This window comes from Acetobacter vaccinii (genome assembly GCF_008365315.1).
In the GTDB taxonomy this organism is placed as follows: domain Bacteria; phylum Pseudomonadota; class Alphaproteobacteria; order Acetobacterales; family Acetobacteraceae; genus Acetobacter; species Acetobacter vaccinii.
This window is the reverse complement of sequence record NZ_CP043507.1, coordinates 66,281-85,144: the sequence shown is the minus strand read 5'-3', so window position 1 is coordinate 85,144 and position 18,864 is coordinate 66,281. Positions and strand designations below refer to the sequence as shown.

The following is an 18,864-nucleotide window of genomic DNA, read 5'->3' as shown; positions in this document are numbered from 1 at the left end:
CGGTCTGTCTGAAGCCAGCCCGATCCCGGCGCAGGCGGCTGTCGGCGTTTGTCCGGAGCCTTCCATGTCCCTCTTCGGTGATCAGCTCAGCCTGTTCTCATCCTCGGCCCTCAGTGGTGCGCCAGACCTTTTCTGGGGCGATCTCGACGGCGAAGACGCGCCCCTGCCCTCCCCGTCTGCCCCCGAGCCTCTGGTCATCCCGCAGACCGATTTCCACCTGTCAGGCCCACGCGGACTGGCCACCACCTGGAAAGACCGGGCCCGGGACAATATCGCCGCCATGGCTCTCCTGCGGGTTATTGAAGCCGAAGAGCGCAATGCCACACCGGACGAGCAGACCGTGCTGAGCCGGTATCTGGGCTTCGGGGCCAGTGCCCTGGCAAACAGCCTGTTCCCCCGTGCCGGAGAAACCTATCGCGCAGGATGGGAAGACATCGGCAAGGCTCTGGAAGACGCCAGCAGCGCAGCAGAACGCGCCTCCCTCGCCCGGGCCACACAATATGCCCACTTCACACCGGATTTCATCGTCACCGCCCTGTGGGACATGCTCATGGCCCGTGGCTTCCAGGGGGGCTCCGTCCTCGAACCCGGCTGCGGGGCCGGGCAGTTCATCGCCAGACGGCCCCAGCGTCTCGACGGCCGGATTGCTTTCACCGGGATCGAGATGGACAGCGTGACCGCCAGGATCGCGCGGGTCCTCTTCCCTAAACAATGGATCAGGCAGGAAGACTTCACGAAGGCCACGCTGGCCAGTGACTACGATCTGGCCAGCGGTAATCCCCCCTTCTCCAATCGCACGGTCTCTGTCCCCGAGCATCGTGAACTGCGGGGCTTCAGCCTGCATGACTGGTTTATCGCCCGTGCCATAGGTGCCCTACGGCCCGGTGGGTTTGCAGCCTTCGTGACCTCACGCCATACGCTGGACAAGAGTGACCCCCGGGCCCGGCGGCACATCGCCGAAGAGGCAGACCTCCTGGGAGCCGTGCGTCTGCCCGCAGGCACCATGAGCGCTGACGCCGGCACCGAGGTCGTGCTCGATCTGCTGGTGTTCCGTAAGCGCATGATCGGCGATCTGCCCGGCGACCAGGGATGGCTGGAAACGGCTGTCGTGCCAGAGAGTGATGAAGGGCGCAGCCCGTTATGGATCAACCGCTATCTCCTCGATAACCCCGCACAGGTGCTCGGCCAGCATGGCTGGGGCAGTAGTCAGTTCGGACTGGATTACTGCTGTCTGCCGGTGGCGGGCGTGGATCTTCAAACCGCTCTGCCCGAAGCTCTGGCCCGCATTGCCCCCGAGAGCCGGTTTCTGCCTCCTGCAGAGCAGCGCATTACCCGACCCGAACTGGACGGGCTGTCTGTGGGCACAGCGGCTTCAGGGGCTGACCTCAAAGAAGGCAGCTATTATCTGCACAACCGTGTCCTGCATCAGATCATTGGTGGCGCAGGCCAGGACGTGCCCATCCGCAAGGGGGAGCAGAATGAATTGCCCCGGGTTTTGTGGAGACAGAACGACCCGTGAGGTAAGAAAAATTCATGAGCAACAAATCGAAGCGTTTTCCGCCTGAATTTCGCGAACGTGCAGCCTGCATGGTTCTGGAGGAAGAGAAGAACCATCCATCACGCTGGTCCGCAGTGATGATGATAGCGCCAAAGCTGGATATTCATCCTGACACGCTGTCAAAATGGACCCGTATGCATGAGCGGGCCAATGCGCCTGCGGTGAGTGACCTGCCAGATCAAGAGAAGATCAGGCAACTGGAGCGAGAGAACCGCGAATTGCGGCAGGCTAACGAAATCCTGCGCAAGGCATCGGCATATTTTGCCCAAGCGGAGCTCGACCGCATCTTCAGACCATGACACGCTTCATTGAGGAGCATCGGCAGACATATGGTGTCGGGTCAATCTGCAGGGTTCTGTCGATTGCACCATCTGCCTATTATGCTTATCGGGCGAGACAGAAAAATCCTTGTATGCGTAGCCAGAAAGACAAAGAGCTGTGCGATGACATCCGTAGAGTGTGGAATGATAATTTCTGCGTCTACGGAGTGCGCAAGGTCTGGCATCAGCTCAGACGTGAAGGTCTGGATGTCGCCCGCTGCACGGTAGAGCGGCTGATGCGCCGGATGGGACTGAAAGGCGTCATTCGTGGTAAGGGTGTCAGAACCACACGGCCTGATCCGGCGCGGCCCTGTCCACAGGATCTGGTACAGCGACAGTTTCATGCACCAGCCCCCAACAGACTGTGGGTTTCGGATTTCACGTATGTTTCCACCTGGCAGGGCTTTGTTTATGTGGCCTTCATCATTGATGTGTTTGCCCGCGTGATTGTAGGCTGGCGCGTCTCGTCCACTGCCCATACCGACTTCGTGCTGGATGCTCTTGAACAGGCTCTGTGCCAGAGGCGGCCTGAGGGAAAAGTGACCCACCATTCCGACCGCGGCTGTCAATATGTGTCCATTCGCTACACGCAAAGACTGGCTGAAGCGGGCCTTGTTGCTTCTGTCGGCAGTGTTGGGGATTCCTATGATAACGCCCTGGCGGAGACCATTAACGGACTTTACAAAACCGAACTGATCTATCGGCAAGGGCCATGGAAAAACAGGGACGCTGTTGAGCTGGCAACACTTAAATGGGTCGACTGGTTCAATAATCGGCGGCTCCTGTCCTCCATTGGAAACATTCCGCCAGCAGAAGCTGAGGCACGCTTTTACGCACAACAGAAATCACATGCGTTAGCCGCTTAAATCAGATAAAAAACGTCTCCACAAAACCCGGGGCAATTCAGAAAGAGGGGCTCTTCCAGAAACATGCCCGGATCATCGAAGCCCTGATCCCCGTGCGCGACGCGGCCAAGGCGGTCCTGCGCGCCCAGATGGACAACCAGCCGTTCGGACGGCATCAGCATCGGCTGCGGCAGGCCTGGCAGAGCTTCACCCGCCAGTTCGGCCCGATCAATCTCACCAACACCACCGTCCGGGTTAACCCGACGACCGGCGAGGAAACCGAAAGCTGCCGCAGGCCCAACCTCCAGCCGTTCTATGACAATCCCGATGTCTGGCTGGTCTCCTCCATCGAGGAGTATGACGAGGCCACCCAGACCGCCCGGCCGGGGCCGCTGTTTACCGAGCGCGTCATTCATGCGCCGGTCGAACCCGAAATCCATTCGGTCCATGATGCGCTGGCCGTCTGCCTGCATGACGTGGGCCGTGTCGATCTGCCCCTGATCGCCGAGCTGGCGGGCTGTCGCGTGGAGGACGCCCTGACCGCACTGGGCGAGGCTGTTTATCTCGATCCTCAAGCCACACGCCTGGGAGGCGATGTATGGGTGGCGGCGGACGAGCTGCTGTCGGGGGCCGTGCGCACCAGGCTCGTGGCAGCGCGCGAGGCGGCGAAGAGCGACATGCGTTTCGCCCGCACGGCGGCAGCGCTGGAACGGGCACAACCCGAGGATCTGAGGCCGTCCGATATTACGGCCCGTCTGGGGGCTCCCTGGCTGCCTGTGAGCGACATCATAGCCTTCACCCGCGAGGTGCTGGGGGTTGAGACCACCATCCGCCATACCGCCGAGGTGGCCTGCTGGAGTGTCGAGAAACGGGCTTTTCTGGGGCGGGCCGAAGCAACGTCAGTCTGGGGCACGGAACGCCGTCATGCCGGAGAGCTGCTGGAGGATGCACTCACGCAGGCGTCCCCGAAAATCTGGGACACGGTTAAAGATTCAAACGGCAACGACAGCAGTTCCGCAAACTGAGTTTTGCCACCAATCAGGGCGACCTCAAGGGCGTGGCTCCGGAAGGCTCGCAGCGCGCCTGGGATCTGTTCGTCAAGGCCGGTTACCTGGAGCGGGTCAATCCCGGCCGTGCGCTGGTGCTGGCCTCTGGAAGCCCGATCACGAACACATTGGGCGAGCTCTACTCGGTCCAGCGTTACATGGTGCTCGATGCCCTGCGCAGTCGCGGCCTGCATGAGTTCGATGCCTGGGCGGCCAATTTCGGGGAGACCCGGACTGAACTCGAACTGCAGCCCAGCGGTCTCTACAAGCCGGTTACGCGCTTCACCGAGTTTGTGAATGTCGCCGACCTCATGGCGCTCTACCGTGACTTCGCCGATGTGGTGCAGCAGGATGATCTCCGGCGCTATGTCAGTCTGCCAGTCGTGCGCGGTGGACACCGCCAGATCGTCGTGGCCCCGGTGCATGCCCGCTTCCGCGCCTACCAGAAGACGCTGGCCGAGCGGATCACGGCGATCGAGCGTCGTAAAGGTAAACCCCAGAAGGGGGATGATATCCTGCTCTCGGTCATGGGGGATGCCCGCCATGCCGCCCTTGATCTGCGCTTTGTCGGCTGGGCCCAGGGAGGGGAGGGGGGAGACAGCAAGCTCGACCTGATGATCCGCAACGTCTTTGCCATCTGGGAAGAGAGTGCGCAGAACCGTTACACCAACCCCGAGACCCGCCAGCCTTACGCCCAGCCTGGTGCCGTGCAGATGATTTTCTCGGACCTGGGCACCGTGGGGGCAGAAGGGGCCCGGGGCTTCTCCGCCTATCTGTGGGTCAGGGACGAGCTGGTGCGCATGGGCGTGCCACGCGAGCAGATCGCCTTCATGCAGGATTACAAGAAGGCCGAAGCCAAGCAGCGCCTGTTTGGTGACCTCAATGCCGGGCGCAAGCGTATCCTGATCGGCAGCACCCAGACCATGGGCACGGGCGTCAACGCGCAGCAGCGTCTGCTGGCCCTGCACCATCTGGATGTGCCCTGGCTGGTCTCGGACATCATCCAGCGCGAGGGGCGGATCGAGCGGCAGGGCAACCAGAACCCCGAAATCCGGATCTTCGCCTATGCGCAGGAAGGATCGGTGGATGCCACCAACTGGCAGCTGCTTGAACGCAAGCTGCGCTTCATTGCCATGGCGATGTCTGGTGATCGCTCCATCCGGCGCGTGGAAGATCTGGACAGTGAGGGCAACCAGTTCGCCATGGCTAAGGCACTGGCCTCGGGTGATATGCGGCTTATGCAGAAAGCCGGTCTGGAAGCAGAGCTTGCGCGGCTCGAACGCCTCTTTGCAGCCCATTACGACGACCAGTTCGCGGTGCGCCGGGCCGTCCAGCAGGCCGGGCGTGACATCGCCTGGGCGCAGGCACGGCTCCCGCTGATCGAGGCTGATCTGGCGACCCGTGTGGCCACGCGCGGCGATGCCTTCCGCTTCGAGAGCGAACGCGGGGTGATTGGCGAGCGTGAGAAGGCGGGGGCGTTCCTGCTGTCCCAGCTCCGTCTGGCAGTCAGGAGCGCGCAGGAAGGCCAGTGGACGCTGGGCCGCATCGGCGGGTTTGCCATCACGCTGGAGGCCGTCAGCCGTCAGCGGTTCACCGAGGACAAGGTGGAGGGTTCTAAAAACTCCATGGTTTTGAGTGCGTATCTGTGATTCCATACCTCCTGTGGTGATTGGGTGGATGAATGAATAATGAAACAGCCTGGTTTCTTTGATGTTGAAGAGCGGCTTGCTCGTTTGAGCGGTCTTGGCGATCAGCTTGAAGCGTTTTCCCGGACTGTGGATTTTGAGGTGTTCCGCCCTGATCTGGAGAAGGCTCTGGCCTATTCAGATGGAAGCAAGGGCGGGCGACCGCCGTTTGATCCGGTGTTGATGTTCAAGATCCTGGTGATCCAGACGCTCAACAATTTGTCTGATGAGCGGACAGAGTATCTCATCAACGATCGCCTCTCCTTTATGCATTTCCTTGGTCTGGGACTTTCAGATCGGGTGCCTGATGCCAAAACAATCTGGCTGTTCCGTGAACGCCTGACACAGGCGGGGGCCATTGAAAGACTGTTTGAGCGCTTTGATGCGACCCTGCGCAGCGCTGGTTATCTGCCGATGTCAGGCCAGATCCTGGATGCCACGCTCGTAGCGGCTCCGAAGCAGCGCAATACAAACGCAGAGAAAGCGGATCTGCGAGCAGGCCGTATTCCTGAAGACTGGCAGGACAAGCCATCCAAACTGTCGCACAAGGACAGGCATGCACGATGGACGCTGAAGTTCACGAAGGCGAAGCAGCAGGATGATGGAACCATGCCATCCAGCGATCTTGCCATCCCGTTCTTTGGCTACAAATCCCACGTCTCCATCGATCGGAAGTTTCGGTTCATCCGAAAATGGAAGACGACGGATGCCGCCGCCAGTGATGGTGCGCGATTGAGAGAGGGGCTGCTGGATAAAACCAATACGGCCTCAAGCGTCTGGGCTGATACAGCGTATCGCTCAAAAGCCAATGAAGACTTCATGGAAAAGCATGGCTTTGTCTCAAAGGTTCACAGGAAGAAGCCGCATCTCAAACCCATGCCACTCCATATCCAGCGGTCCAATGCAGGAAAGTCCATGATCCGCTCGCGTGTCGAGCATGTTTTTGCCGACCAGAAATCACAGACGGGATTGTTCATCCGAACTGTCGGTATTACCCGGGCCACCATGAGGATCGGGCTGGCCAATATCGTCTACACCATGCGCCGCTTCCTCTTCCTGCAGCGGATCAGCACCACAGCGTAGCTATCAAGCGGGTAACAGCTCCCAATCTGCTCAAAACGCAGACCGGATGCCATCGCAAAAACCGTCAATCAAATCGCCAAAAGCCAGAAATTACCCGCCAAGCACATCAATCAACGGTTCTTCGATCCCTCCAGGCAGTTATTCGAAAATTTCGAACAACTGCCCAGCATTCGCCTTTTTGAGCATAGAGGCCGATGTGCCACGTAGCCGTTTTCCCTCAGTGGTACACTGGCGTCCCCCCACCAAGGCCAGCGCTGTAGATGTGTGCGAACACGGCACCCGCCTTGATGTTGATTTCGTCAGGGTCATAGGCGGTGGCTGGCAGGTGGGCATACAAGTGCTTGATGATCTCAGCCTTCATTTGCGCCTGCACGGTCGCCATGCTGCGCAAGCGCTCCAACGCGAAACGCTGATCTGCCAATTTTCCCAGTAAGTCCTTGGCGACTTTCTTGATCGCTTCACGATCACCCTTGGTGAGTGACTCCTTCTGAAGCAAGTCGAACACGGCCAGTTCACTTTCGTTAGCGAGCCCTTCGCGCAGGTAGCGCTTTTCCTCTTCACTGCAATCGTCATTGAAGGCAAACAAGTCATCCATCACCTTCTGTATTTCTGCCGCGTCCTTGTCTTTGTTGTACTCTTGAACGATTTCCTGATAACGCTCATAGAGGTCCACGCGGGTGGGGTTGCGCGCCACCATCGCAGCCAGACGTTCCTCGATCTTCTCCATCAAGTTCATCGCCACGACATTCTTGAAGGGCGACTTCTCGAATTCGGCACGCAGGCGAGAAAAGTCGATATTGGAAAGGTCATACCGGGCTGTAGGTTCGCGGACTGACGGAGCGTCGGTTGCTACTGCCACATCTACCACGTCGTACAAATCTTGTAGCAAGCTACTGACATCCGGTGATACACGCGCATCCTGCATCTTGTTGTAGATGGCGGTGACAGCACTCTCCACTGCATCGAAATCGAACAGGCCCGGATGCGGAAACAGGCCACGATGGCGCGCTTGCACATCCTCAACAATCACCTGATAGGTCTTGCGGCGCTCGTCACTTTCGCAGAGAAGGTTAACCGCCACCAAGATCTGCTTTTGTTTATCGAAGCCTTTTGCATTGACCAATTCGTCAACATCAAAACCCAAATCCATCAGGAACTCCGTCGCAGCCTTGAGGCTATCTGCATATTCCGCCAGAGCCTCCGCATCGTCCCGCACCGTATCCTGTTCGGCCTCTCCCTTGCCTGTGCCAGCACGATCACCTTGGGCAAAAGTCGCCAGTGCCCGTCGCAGGCTTTTGATCATGCCGTTGTAATCGATGATCAGCCCATGCTTCTTGCCGCCGCCAACCCGATTGACGCGGGCGATAGCCTGCATCAGGGTATGGCCTTGCATCGGCTTGTCCAGATACAGGGTGGCCAGGCATTTCACGTCAAAGCCGGTCAACCACATCGCGCAAACAATCGCAATACGGAAGGGGTTGTCCGCTTTTTTGAACTCCTTTTCCAGGTCGCGTTTGACCATCTTTTCGCGGTGCGGCGTGATGTCCAGTGGCTCATCACGGAAATTCTTCCACTTGGCAAACTCCGCGACTTCGCCCTGCTCCTGCGACACCACCACGCAGCATTCGGTGGCTTTCATCCACTCCACCTGTTCTCGCCGCTGCTTGAGAAGTCCGGTCGGAGCTTTGCCCTTTGCCGCAAACAAAGCTTCTTCCGCCGCCACGGCCGTTTCCAACTGGGCGGCCTTTTCCTGCCACTTGGCCACGATCAGATCGTGCATCTTCACGCAGGTGATCTTGTCCAGGCACACCATCAAGGCCTTGCCACCACCGTTTTCGACCACACGCCAGCGCTGGTGAAAGTGGTCAACAAAGTCTTGCGCCACCTTGTCCAGTCGCGTGGGTGAGGTCAGGATGGGGTAATCCCGCGCCAACTCGCGATAGAGCTTTTCTTCTTTCTCGTCGGTCCACGGATCATCTAGGGTGGCAGCCTGCTTTGCCGCTTCGATGTGCTGGGCGATGCGTTCGCTCACTTTGGGATCAATGATCTTCAGTTTTTCGCCAGCGTTCTCATAGAACAAGGGCAGCGTGGCGCCATCGGCCACCGCTCGCTGAAAGTCGTAGATCGAAACATAGTCTCCGAACACCTCACGGGTCAGCTGCTTCTCGCCGGCGTCGATCAACGGAGTGCCCGTGAAACCCAGGAACTTGGCGCGTGGCAGCCCTTTGCGCATATTCAACGCCAGGCGTCCATATTGCGTCCGGTGTGCCTCGTCGCTGATAACGATGATGTCGTCACGCTCGGAATAGGCTTCCGTGACGCGCTCGCGGTATTTCTGAATCAGGCCGAATACATAGCGGCGGTTCTGGTCACGCAACATCGAGCGCAGCGCAACGCCATTCTTGGCCTGATCGGTTTTGCTATTGGCGCGTCCGCAGTTGGTGTAGGTCGATGCAATCTGATCATCCAGCTCGGTGCGGTCGGTAATGACCACGAACGACCACGATGCCGACAGTTTGCGATGGATTTTTTCGGTCAAAAACACCATCGAATACGACTTACCCGAACCCTGGGTATGCCAGAACACGCCCAACTGCCCGGCGGCGACCTCTGCCTGAATCTTGGGATCGGCGGAGGTCAGCCGGTCAATTACGCGATTCACCCCCAGATACTGGTGGTTGCGCGCCACGATCTTGTGCGTGCTGCCCTCAGAGGCATCAAACAGGATGAAGTTCTCGACGATATCCAGCAGGCGCTGCTGATGCAGCATGCCCTGCAACAGAATCGGCAACAGGGGCTGATCCTTGCCGGGTTCCGCATCATCCTCATCCAGCCGCTTCCAGCGATAGAAATGCTCCTTGCTAGACGTCAGCGAACCGTACTGCGCATCGTGGCCGTTGGAAATGATGACCAGCGCGTTCCAGTGAAACAGATGCGGGATGGTGTCCAGGTAATCGGCGTAGTTTTTCTTGTACGCGCTGTCGATGTGCACCTCAAACCGCTTGAGCTCGATAAACACGAGGGGCAAGCCGTTGACGAAGCCGATCACATCCGGGCGACGCAGCCACAATTTGCCACGTACCCACAACTCACGCACCGCCAGGTAGCGATTGTTCTTGGGTTCATCAAAATCGATCAAGCGCAAGCGTTTGTCGACCAGCCGACCCGTAGCGTCGCGGTATTTCACCGGCACGCCATCGCGCAACAGCTTGTACTTCTCCTCGTTTTGCGCGATCAGCGATTTGGTGATGTCATCCTGAACCACCACGGCCAAGGCATCCTGATAGGCCGCATCAGGCAGGCCCGGGTTCAAGCGCTTGAGTGCTGCCAGCACGTCACGGGTCAGCACGACCTCCGCATCCGATGCACGGCCCAGCAGACTGTCTGGCCCCCATCCACCTTTGGCTCCCTCGTCCTGCGCAAACACGCTCTCCCAGCCGAGCTGCTTTTCCAACAGTTCTGCTGTGGGCGCCTGAATCAACAGGTCTTCGGAATAGTCCTTCTTGGCCATTGGTTCCCCTGATTCTTGTTATGGCGTGCCTGGCTTTGGGTCCTGCCAGATGGGCAGGTTTTGCCAGTTGGCTGGAAAGTCCATGGCCGCCACGGACACACCGTGCCGGGCGATCAGATCTTTCAGACGAGTACGCCAATGATGCTGTGGCGCGATCACATCCATGCAATGCAGCAGGATGACCAGCGCGTTGTAAAGCTTGCGCGAACCCGCTTGAAACTGTGCCGCCAACCCTGCAGGCTTGTTGCGCGGCAGCAGTGGCGTAATGGTGAACTCGCGGTTCCACAGACGGCTGTGGTGCGCGCAGGTATTGCGTACCAGTGAGAGGTGCCGCAGCCAGGATTCCAGCACCTTCTCGTCCACGCCATAGGCCGCTGCAATGGCGCGGCGCGTGGGCATGGGTTTTAGATTGTTGTACCAGCGTGAGAGCAAGCCCAGCGACATCACCTCACACACGGCCCACACCGGCGGCAAACTTTCCGAGTAGGTGTTCTGCAGGTGCTTGATGAAGGCCTCGTCAGAGCGGCCCACCTCGTCGCTCAGTTTGTCGAGGTTGGTTTGCCAGAGGTGGGGCTTGAACGCCAGTGAGACATCCAGGTGTGCATGCGGGCCATGCTGATGCGCCAACTGATAGGCCCACTGGCTTCGCACCGACACTTCCACGCGTTCAATCGCGTCCAACACCAAAAGGCGCAATTCTCGGTCGAACACGTAAAGGTCGAGCACCTGCGCGAAGTGGGTGCCGGGACGGAATGTGTGCGTGGCGTGGTCGTCCTCGAAGGGCAGCCAGTAGGCGCCCAGCCGGTAGTAGTTGAGGTGCTGCAGGTAGAACTCGGCGGCAACCGGGTCGGCTATGACCATGCCGCGCTGCTGAAGCAGCACTACTTGTTGGGCGTGGGTGGTGGCAGGCTTGGCGAAGGGGCGCTTCATTGTGCGCCTCCCAAACCGCAGTGCGCTGCTGATTTCGGGCGCACAAAAAAGTAACCCGCCGGTTTGAGGATACGCTCGCGCGCATAGCCTTGGCGGGTTTTGTTAGGTCGAAGTATACGCGCAATGCGCGCGTTTTGGCAACCCAGCCGGCTGGCAGCGGGAACAGGGCCATGGGCAAACGTGGCGCGATGCGGGGCTTCGATCACGGCTGTCCGCCTCCCAAAACGAACTTGGCTTTTTCCACGCGCAACATCTCGTAAGGCGTCATGAATCGCAGCCCCAGCCCGATGCACACATTGGGAATCTTGATCCGCTTGACCGAATTCGCGGCCACCTCGTGTGTGACCACGATATGCCCGCCTGCCAGCGCATGTGCCACCAGGTAGAAATCGGCCACCTGCAGAAAGGTGTTGATGGCTGCTGGCTCGTACTGCTGGCCGGTCACCCAGGTGCTGACCTTGCCGAATTGGGCGGCCACGGCGGCATCCGTCTTGCGGAACAGACCTGTGCCGTGATCGTGCACCCACTGGGTCAGCTCGTCTGCACCGGCGGCGATCTCATCGGCCACCTTGTCGATGCTGAACACGCACCCGTCGGCATGGCCGTCGATCAACCACTGCCAGAACGCCGGGCAGAAATCCAGGCCATAGTGCAGGTTCTTGGCCTGGATGAAGACATTGGCGTCCAGCAAATAGCTCATGCCATCACCCCCAGTTCGCGCGCGGCTTCATAGAAGGTGGCGGTTTTGCGCACGCCCAGCATGCGAAAGGCATCCTGGAACAGGGTCTGCCCTTCCAGCGTGCTGGTGACGATGGCACGGGCAAAGCGCTTGCTGGTGCGTGCGCCAAGCGTGCGGTAAAAGTCCCCACCGCCGGTGCCGCGCCGTTCCAGTTGCGCCAAGCGGGCCTGCTCGTCGCGGTAGTGCTGCCATAGCCGGGCCTGATCGAGGAACCCCGCATCGAACAGCCGCCGCAGTGCCACCAGCGTGCTCACCTTAAATTCCCGCGCCAACCGCTGGATTTCATTCGGCACAGGCGTGCCGGGTTGGTAGGCTGCGCGCACCGCCTGCAAGGGCATCAGCAGTTCGGCGGCCACCTGATTGCACCAACGCTCGGTGTGCAGCTCGGGCACTTGGCCTGCTTCGGTGTCCGAAACACCGGTCGCCCCCAGCCAGACGTGCGCCAACTCGTGCGCCAGGGTGAACATCTGCGCGGCCTTGCTGTCCGCGCCATTCAAGAACACCAGAGGAGCGAGATCATCGGCCAGCGCAAAGCCACGGAACTCCCCCACATCCAGCCTGCGGTGGCTGTTGCTACCCACGATGCCACTGGCCATCACCATCACCCCGGCCTCTTCGGCCTTGGCGATCAACTGCCGCAGCGCATCCGTCCAGGTGGGCAATTGGCGTCGCTCTTGGGTGGAAAGATTCAGCGCCACACGCATGCGCTCGGCCACGGCCTGCGGCGCTTCGTTCACCTGCGTACTGCCCACAAATGCCAGACGGGAGAGACCATGCACCCGGGCGTAATCGCGGTACCAGTCTTGCCGCTGCTGGCACAGATACAGCGTATCGAGCAAGGCACTGCTGGGCTCGCGCAGCTCCTCATCGCGCAGAGTGCGGAAATCCGGCACTGGCAAAGCCAGCGTGGGCGGCTCGGGTAAAAAGAAATAGCCGATGGCGGTGTGGGTCAGCCTTGCAAAATCTTCCAACTGCTTGAGCGTGGGCTGGGCTTCGCCGGTCAACCACAGCGGCCACTTGCGAAAACGTGCCGACAGGTCTTCGTCGTGCAGGCGTGCCCGCTGCGCGGCCCAGCGCAGCACCGGGATGGAGGCCGCGACCGTGGTCACGCTGCGACCTCATCGGGCAAGGCTATGCCGGACACGTCGAGTTGACCGGACATCAGTTTCGGGAGCAGCAGGTCGCGGGTTTTTGCCAACTCTCGATTCTGCGCAGTCAAGTTGAGAACCGCATCCATCATCGGATCAACCTGCGCAGCAAAAGCCACAGCGGTTGTCTCGTCAGGCACCAACATCAAATGGTTATCCAATGCCGAACGGCGGATGTGCTGCATGGTGGCTCCAACAGCATGACCAATGAGTTCAGGTATTGCCGCTTCGACGGCGAAGCGCACCAATCGTTTGTGCAACTCGTTGTGAGGAATCACTTTGAACAAGTGCTGATTGAGCAGCGCAGGACCTTCACCCCATTCGTTAACCAGCAATGTTGCCGACCACGAAAAAAGCACATCCCCTGTATTGATGTGGTTTCGTTGCGGAACAATGTTCCCGGGGTTATAGGGCGTCTTACTCGTGATGCCGCTTCGCAGCTCTGGAATCTTCACAACAGGCAAGCCAGAATCGCCTAAATGCTCAGGTTTAAAAGCAAAACCGTTGACGAAATCAGCGACGCCGGTCATCGGTTTCTTACGCCACCCCTCCGGCACCCCATCCTTCACCGGCACCGACTCGTGGCCGGGGAAGCGCAGGTGCACGAACCATTCGCGGTAAAGGCGGCGGCCGGCGTCTTCGAGCAAGGCACTGCGGCGCTGATTGGTGGCGATCAGGTCGTCGTAAGCAGACAAGCACTCCACGATGCGCGTCTGATCGTCAAGATCAGGTAACTCGAACTCATACGCTGCAATGTCCTTGCCACTGATGTGAGGAACATTGGCGCCGGTTGTGATTCGGTGAATGTGATCGGAAAAATCGGACGCCGCCAAAACGTAGCGGATGAATTTCGTTAGCGCTACGCCCGGTTTCCCACGTAATCGGCAAACTCGTTGGACGAGGAGCGCGGGTAAGTCGTCGGGTCTGATCCAAGCCATCTTCAGCCCATCACCGACTATGGGGCGGTCCATTGCGAGGATCACGTCATCCTCAGCGAGTTGGTAGCGCTCAAGCCCATCGCACTGCGCGGTGGGCCACTTCTTAGTCTTATCGCCCCAACGTATGTAACCTTGTTGCACGTTGTCGCCACGCAAAATACGAACGCCATCTGCATCCCCATCCAAGAAGCCCGCGCTCTTGAATGCGAAGCCCACGAGCATATTGGACGCGTCACCTAGCCGTGTCATCCCAACAACTCCTCGAAGTTGCCAGCAATCCGCCCCGCCAGTTCCACGGCCTTGTCGTTCAGTTCCGTCAGTTCGGCATGGATGCCGCGCAGGGTTTCCGCGAAGTCGTCTTCATCGTCCTTTGCGACGGCAGCCACGCCCACGTAGCGCCCCGGCGTGAGTGAGTAATCGTTGGTGGCGATGTCATCAATGCTGACCGCTTTGCACAAGCCGGGCACATCCTCAAACAAGGCCTGCGGAAAGCGGCTGTGCAGCCAGTGCACCTGGTGGATGAAATAGGCGGCTTGCTTCAGTGCTTCCAGCGCCGCGTCGCGCACCGTGGGGGCTTCGTTCTTTTTGCTGTCGGCGGGCAGCAGGGCGCGCTTGGCGTCGCGGGCGGCTTTGCCATCGAAAGCCTTGCTGCTGCGGGCGCGCAGCTGTTTTTCAGCCGTGTCCAGCAGCTTGAGCCATTGCTTGTGGCGGGCTTCTAGCAGCTTGCCGGTGGCTTTGAGCTGCGGGGCCAGTGCATCGAGCGTGGCTTGCAGTGCCACTTGTGCGGCGTGGTCGCTCAAGTCTGCCTGCCCAATGGCAGCGCGGGCTTGGGTACAGGCGGTGAGCAGCGCGGCGATGCTGTCCGCCGCGTGCGCGTCGGTCTGGGCAGTAGCCAGCTCGGCCTTGAAGGTGTCGAGCTGGGCCTGTGTGATCAGCGCGTCCTCGGCTTGGTCTGCGTTCAATTCAGCAAGCGTGGTCTGGCTGGCAAAGGTTTGCAGCGGCGCAGCCAAGGCCCGCACGGCGGCGGTGTCGGCCTCGATGCGTACGGGAAGGGAGGCTAGCCAGTCATCCACCTGCCGCTGGTAGCGGGCCACCAAGGCGATAAATTTCTCGCGCTCGCCCCGGTACAGCCAGACGATGGCGTTGAGGTTGGCCAGTTGCTCATCGGTGAATACATGGGAGCGCGCCGAGACCACGTGGTAAACGTTACGCGCGTCAATCATCAGCACCTGGTCTTGCAGATCCTGCGGCTTGCCTTTGTCGAAGAACCACAAGGTGCACGGCAGGCTGCGGGTGTAGAAGAACTTGTTGCCGATGGCCATCATCACATCGACGTGACCGGTTTTGACCAGTTGCTCGCGGATGTCGCGGTCTTTATTGCCGGCGTCCGAGGCGCTGGAGGCCATGACGAAACCGGCGCGGCCCGTGTCGTTCAGGTAGGCGTAGAAGTACTGAATCCACAGGCTGTTGGCGTTGCTGATGGCGCCGGTCTTGGCATTGGTGCCGGGTAGGCCAAAGGGCAGACGGCCCGCCTCATCAACTTGAGCCTCCACCTTTTTGGTGTCCACGCCGTCCACATTGAAGGGCGGGTTGGCCATAACGTAATCGCACTGGCCGATCAGGTGTTCAGCTTGGTCGTAGAAGGTGTTGCCCTGGCGGATGTTGGAGGCATCCAGCCCGTGCACCACCAGGTTCATGCGCGCCAGTTTGGTGTTGGTGTCGCTTTTTTCCTGTCCGTGGAAGGTGACGGAATCGTTGACCACGGCATGACGCACGTCTTCGATGAAGTGGCCGGTCTGCACGAACATGCCGGCCGAGCCGCAGGCCGGATCGAGTACGAGGCCGTGATCCGGTTCGATGACATTGACGATCATGCGAACCAGCGACGGCGGCGTGAAGAACTCGCCGCCTTCCTGTGCACCGCTCATGGCGAATTTGTTGAGGAAGTATTCGTAAATGCGCCCGAACACATCGCCGATGGCGGCCTTGATGGCGGGGCGGTCGAAAATCTTGACCAGCTCGGCCAGCAGATCGGGCTCGAAGGCCGCATAGCCACGAGGCAAGGCACCGGACAGCACCGGGTAATCGGCCTCGACCGCGTCCATCGCAGCGTCGATGATCTCGCCCACCTTGGCCCCTTGCGGCAGGCTGACGATGCGGTCGAAACGCGCCGCCTCGGGCAGATAGATGGCGGCTTTACCTTGAAAACCGAGTTTGATCAGTGCTTCGCGCTGGGCGGCGGGCATCTGCGGCGGAATATCCGCTTCGATGGCGGGCAGGTAGGCCTTGAATCGGTTGTCTGCGTGGCGCAGGAAGATCAGGCCCAGCACCGGCATCGAGTATTCGGCGGCGGTGAGCCTGGAATTGGCGCGCAGTTGGTCAGCGGCTTCCCACAGTTCGTTTTCGAGTTGCTGCACGTTCATACGTTGTTCTCATTGTTCTGTTCAGCGGATGCGCTGCAGTCTTCATCCGCACCCCCGGCACGCACCCATTCATCGACCTCGGAGAGCTGGAATTTCCACAGCCGCCCGATCTTGTGCGCGGGCAGCCCCTTGCGCTCCCGCCAGCGATACACGGTGTCCTTCACCACGCCCAGATGCCGGGCAACATCGATGGCAGTAACCCACGGTTCGGCGTTCATGGCATTGGCACTCACAGAGGCATCATAGTCGTTTTAAATCGTCACCAGTCTACCAGACGGTCACGGTGGCAGCTACCTTGAAATGGCCATGCTTAGCGGTGTGGCGATTGGGGTAATTGCTGGCCCCGTTATCCCATTTTTGATGGCCGTTACCCAGATAGCTTGGCTTCTTGATCATTCAGCGCGCGAATGGTGGTGTCATCCACCAACCAAGGAGCCCCGCGATGAACACCCAGCCCACCGCCCTCGATGCCTATCTCGCACGCGCCGCCGCCATCCACCTCAAGTTGACCCGGCTGCAGCAACTGGCCGACGACCACTTCGGTCACGACCCGGACGCCATCCACTGGGGCCACGTGGAGGGTTCTAAAAACTCCATGGTTTTGAGTGCGTATCTGTGATTCCATACCTCCTGTGGTGATTGGGTGGATGAATGAATAATGAAACAGCCTGGTTTCTTTGATGTTGAAGAGCGGCTTGCTCGTTTGAGCGGTCTTGGCGATCAGCTTGAAGCGTTTTCCCGGACTGTGGATTTTGAGGTGTTCCGCCCTGATCTGGAGAAGGCTCTGGCCTATTCAGATGGAAGCAAGGGCGGGCGACCGCCGTTTGATCCGGTGTTGATGTTCAAGATCCTGGTGATCCAGACGCTCAACAATTTGTCTGATGAGCGGACAGAGTATCTCATCAACGATCGCCTCTCCTTTATGCATTTCCTTGGTCTGGGACTTTCAGATCGGGTGCCTGATGCCAAAACAATCTGGCTGTTCCGTGAACGCCTGACACAGGCGGGGGCCATTGAAAGACTGTTTGAGCGCTTTGATGCGACCCTGCGCAGCGCTGGTTATCTGCCGATGTCAGGCCAGATCCTGGATGCCACGCTCGTAGCGGCTCCGAAGCAGCGCAATACAAACGCAGAGAAAGCGGATCTGCGAGCAGGCCGTATTCCTGAAGACTGGCAGGACAAGCCATCCAAACTGTCGCACAAGGACAGGCATGCACGATGGACGCTGAAGTTCACGAAGGCGAAGCAGCAGGATGATGGAACCATGCCATCCAGCGATCTTGCCATCCCGTTCTTTGGCTACAAATCCCACGTCTCCATCGATCGGAAGTTTCGGTTCATCCGAAAATGGAAGACGACGGATGCCGCCGCCAGTGATGGTGCGCGATTGAGAGAGGGGCTGCTGGATAAAACCAATACGGCCTCAAGCGTCTGGGCTGATACAGCGTATCGCTCAAAAGCCAATGAAGACTTCATGGAAAAGCATGGCTTTGTCTCAAAGGTTCACAGGAAGAAGCCGCATCTCAAACCCATGCCACTCCATATCCAGCGGTCCAATGCAGGAAAGTCCATGATCCGCTTCCTCTTCCTGCAGCGGATCAGCACCACAGCGTAGCTATCAAGCGGGTAACAGCTCCCAATCTGCTCAAAACGCAGACCGGATGCCATCGCAAAAACCGTCAATCAAATCGCCAAAAGCCAGAAATTACCCGCCAAGCACATCAATCAACGGTTCTTCGATCCCTCCAGATTGCGGTGGCCCGTCTGCTCCATGTGGATGAGGCCCAGGGTGGGGGAGCCTACCCTGGGCTCCCCGATGTCGGACGTTTCCACAAGGCGTATCGTCCCTGCCCGCAGGGGCTGGCGGCATGAGCGCTGCAGTGCAGTGTCCGGGCCTGCGTCTGCCACCTCTCGTGGCGACGCAGTTCTGCGCGACCCCTCATGCGAGTGCCGGGGAGAAAGCCACCGTGGGGATTGCCATTCTGTCCTTCGTGGCTCGTGGGATGCCCGAGCAGGCGTTTACCACCCCGCTTTATCAGCAGATCAGCCAGATGTGGGGGTTTATCGCCTGCGTGGACCGACACGGCTTTTTCCAGCGCTATGGGGCCACAGCGGCCGGGCGCTGGGCATTCATCCACCAGATCGTGACCGCTCCCTGTTACGGGCAGGCACAGTTCTGCTGGTGTGATGTTGAACACGTCCTTGCCCAGCGTGTGCGCCAGTGGGGGCTGGAGGCGGCGTATCGGCGGGCCAGCGTGCAGGAACGGGATGCGGCGGAACAGGCGCAGTTGCGTCAGCTTCTGGCCCGCCATGGCCTGCCTCCTGTGGAACAGGCTGTTTCTCCCCCTGTTCAGGCCAGTCTTTTCTGAGTGACATCAGGGCCGCAAAGCGGCCCCCTTTCGGAGAAAAACCATGATGCGTGATGAGACAGTTGTCCGCCCGGTTCCGTTCCGGGCTTCCTCTGTGCGGCGGATGGGCAATGCCCGCCGTCTCCTTCGAGAAAAAACCGTGCTTGAAGATGAAGTCCGCGCCGGGCGTCTGAAAGCTGCCATGCAGGCGGACTTGCGACGGCAGGCTGCCCGCGCGGGTTTGCGGGCGTCCCGGCTGCTGCGGGACCTGGCCGCATGAGAGTGCCCGG

The 18,864-nt window shown here is 59.6% G+C and carries 14 protein-coding genes, 2 pseudogenes and 1 other annotated feature; of the genes and pseudogenes, 9 read left to right on the top strand and 7 right to left on the bottom strand.

What is annotated here, in order from left to right:
- The first annotated feature begins 64 nt into the window (after window positions 1-64).
- The 5 genes and pseudogenes from FLP30_RS13065 to FLP30_RS13050 all read left to right on the top strand — a co-directional run bounded on the left by FLP30_RS13065 (window position 65) and on the right by FLP30_RS13050 (window position 6,537).
- On the top strand, window positions 65-1,519 hold the full coding sequence (locus tag FLP30_RS13065) for a class I SAM-dependent methyltransferase (protein ID WP_149280462.1): 1,455 nt from the start codon (window positions 65-67) through the stop codon (window positions 1,517-1,519).
- Window positions 1,520-1,533: 14 nt separating this feature from the next.
- Window positions 1,534-2,744, top strand: a protein-coding gene (locus tag FLP30_RS13060) for an IS3 family transposase (protein WP_149280461.1) whose coding sequence is annotated in 2 segments (ribosomal slippage) — window positions 1,534-1,819 and window positions 1,819-2,744 — 1,212 coding nt in all. Because the reading frame shifts where the segments join, the coding sequence is not laid out codon by codon here.
- Window positions 1,812-1,928, top strand: a sequence feature (AL1L pseudoknot). (Overlaps the previous gene by 117 nt.)
- A gap of 38 nt (window positions 2,745-2,782) precedes the next feature.
- Window positions 2,783-3,724 (top strand): annotated as a pseudogene (locus FLP30_RS14410) (lactate dehydrogenase); the annotation flags it as partial.
- A 56-nt stretch (window positions 3,725-3,780) separates the two neighbouring features.
- The gene (locus tag FLP30_RS13055) at window positions 3,781-5,418 is read left to right on the top strand and encodes a hypothetical protein (RefSeq protein ID WP_456304226.1); all 1,638 of its coding nucleotides are present in this window, start codon (window positions 3,781-3,783) and stop codon (window positions 5,416-5,418) included.
- A 39-nt stretch (window positions 5,419-5,457) separates the two neighbouring features.
- Window positions 5,458-6,537, top strand: coding sequence for an IS5 family transposase (locus FLP30_RS13050; RefSeq protein WP_149280460.1), 1,080 nt, complete (start codon window positions 5,458-5,460; stop codon window positions 6,535-6,537).
- 217 nt (window positions 6,538-6,754) lie between these two features.
- Here FLP30_RS13050 and FLP30_RS13045 read toward each other — a convergent pair whose 3' ends face one another.
- The 7 genes from FLP30_RS13045 to FLP30_RS13015 all read right to left on the bottom strand — a co-directional run bounded on the left by FLP30_RS13045 (window position 6,755) and on the right by FLP30_RS13015 (window position 16,444).
- Window positions 6,755-10,048, bottom strand: coding sequence for a type I restriction endonuclease subunit R (locus FLP30_RS13045; RefSeq protein ID WP_149280459.1), 3,294 nt, complete (start codon window positions 10,046-10,048; stop codon window positions 6,755-6,757).
- 18 nt (window positions 10,049-10,066) lie between these two features.
- On the bottom strand, window positions 10,067-10,978 hold the full coding sequence (locus tag FLP30_RS13040) for an Abi family protein (protein ID WP_149280458.1): 912 nt from the start codon (window positions 10,976-10,978) through the stop codon (window positions 10,067-10,069).
- 202 nt (window positions 10,979-11,180) lie between these two features.
- On the bottom strand, window positions 11,181-11,678 hold the full coding sequence (locus FLP30_RS13035) for a DUF4411 family protein (protein ID WP_149280457.1): 498 nt from the start codon (window positions 11,676-11,678) through the stop codon (window positions 11,181-11,183).
- Complete coding sequence (locus tag FLP30_RS13030; protein ID WP_149280456.1) at window positions 11,675-12,826, bottom strand: ImmA/IrrE family metallo-endopeptidase; 1,152 nt, start codon at window positions 12,824-12,826, stop codon at window positions 11,675-11,677. The genes FLP30_RS13035 and FLP30_RS13030 overlap by 4 nt, the downstream gene beginning before the upstream one ends.
- A complete protein-coding gene (locus FLP30_RS13025; protein ID WP_149280455.1) occupies window positions 12,823-14,052 on the bottom strand; it encodes a restriction endonuclease subunit S in 1,230 nt (409 codons plus the stop codon). Before FLP30_RS13025 ends, FLP30_RS13030 begins: the two co-directional genes overlap by 4 nt.
- Window positions 14,049-16,226 carry an N-6 DNA methylase gene (locus FLP30_RS13020; protein WP_149280454.1) on the bottom strand — a complete coding sequence of 726 codons (2,178 nt, stop codon included), beginning with the start codon at window positions 16,224-16,226 and terminating at the stop codon, window positions 14,049-14,051. Before FLP30_RS13020 ends, FLP30_RS13025 begins: the two co-directional genes overlap by 4 nt.
- Entirely contained in the window at window positions 16,223-16,444 is a 222-nt protein-coding gene (locus FLP30_RS13015) for a helix-turn-helix domain-containing protein (RefSeq protein WP_149280453.1), read from the bottom strand. The genes FLP30_RS13020 and FLP30_RS13015 overlap by 4 nt, the downstream gene beginning before the upstream one ends.
- A gap of 224 nt (window positions 16,445-16,668) precedes the next feature.
- Between FLP30_RS13015 and FLP30_RS14160 the strand changes: the two genes are divergently transcribed.
- The 4 genes and pseudogenes from FLP30_RS14160 (at window position 16,669) to FLP30_RS13000 (ending at window position 18,854) form a co-directional block, all read left to right on the top strand.
- Window positions 16,669-16,845 carry a hypothetical protein gene (locus FLP30_RS14160; RefSeq protein ID WP_168200137.1) on the top strand — a complete coding sequence of 59 codons (177 nt, stop codon included), beginning with the start codon at window positions 16,669-16,671 and terminating at the stop codon, window positions 16,843-16,845.
- Window positions 16,846-16,881: 36 nt separating this feature from the next.
- Window positions 16,882-17,805, top strand: a pseudogene (locus tag FLP30_RS13010) (IS5 family transposase); the annotation flags it as partial.
- 289 nt (window positions 17,806-18,094) lie between these two features.
- Entirely contained in the window at window positions 18,095-18,595 is a 501-nt protein-coding gene (locus tag FLP30_RS13005; protein WP_149280452.1) for a thioredoxin domain-containing protein, read from the top strand.
- Between the two features lie 43 nt (window positions 18,596-18,638).
- Window positions 18,639-18,854, top strand: a complete 216-nt coding sequence (locus FLP30_RS13000) for a hypothetical protein (RefSeq protein WP_149280451.1) — start codon at window positions 18,639-18,641, stop codon at window positions 18,852-18,854.
- The last annotated feature ends 10 nt before the right edge of the window (window positions 18,855-18,864 follow it).

Bases quoted from the DNA above. Each gene is read 5' to 3' on its own strand.
- FLP30_RS13065 (WP_149280462.1), top strand. From the start codon at position 65: ATGTCCCTCTTCGGTGATCAGCTCAGCCTGTTCTCATCCTCGGCCCTC.
- FLP30_RS13050 (WP_149280460.1), top strand. From the start codon at position 5,458: ATGAAACAGCCTGGTTTCTTTGATGTTGAAGAGCGGCTTGCTCGTTTG.
- FLP30_RS13045 (WP_149280459.1), bottom strand. From the start codon at position 10,048: ATGGCCAAGAAGGACTATTCCGAAGACCTGTTGATTCAGGCGCCCACA.
- FLP30_RS13040 (WP_149280458.1), bottom strand. From the start codon at position 10,978: ATGAAGCGCCCCTTCGCCAAGCCTGCCACCACCCACGCCCAACAAGTA.
- FLP30_RS13035 (WP_149280457.1), bottom strand. From the start codon at position 11,678: ATGAGCTATTTGCTGGACGCCAATGTCTTCATCCAGGCCAAGAACCTG.
- FLP30_RS13025 (WP_149280455.1), bottom strand. From the start codon at position 14,052: ATGACACGGCTAGGTGACGCGTCCAATATGCTCGTGGGCTTCGCATTC.
- FLP30_RS13020 (WP_149280454.1), bottom strand. From the start codon at position 16,226: ATGAACGTGCAGCAACTCGAAAACGAACTGTGGGAAGCCGCTGACCAA.
- FLP30_RS13015 (WP_149280453.1), bottom strand. From the start codon at position 16,444: ATGAACGCCGAACCGTGGGTTACTGCCATCGATGTTGCCCGGCATCTG.
- FLP30_RS14160 (WP_168200137.1), top strand. From the start codon at position 16,669: ATGAACACCCAGCCCACCGCCCTCGATGCCTATCTCGCACGCGCCGCC.
- FLP30_RS13005 (WP_149280452.1), top strand. From the start codon at position 18,095: ATGAGCGCTGCAGTGCAGTGTCCGGGCCTGCGTCTGCCACCTCTCGTG.
- FLP30_RS13000 (WP_149280451.1), top strand. From the start codon at position 18,639: ATGATGCGTGATGAGACAGTTGTCCGCCCGGTTCCGTTCCGGGCTTCC.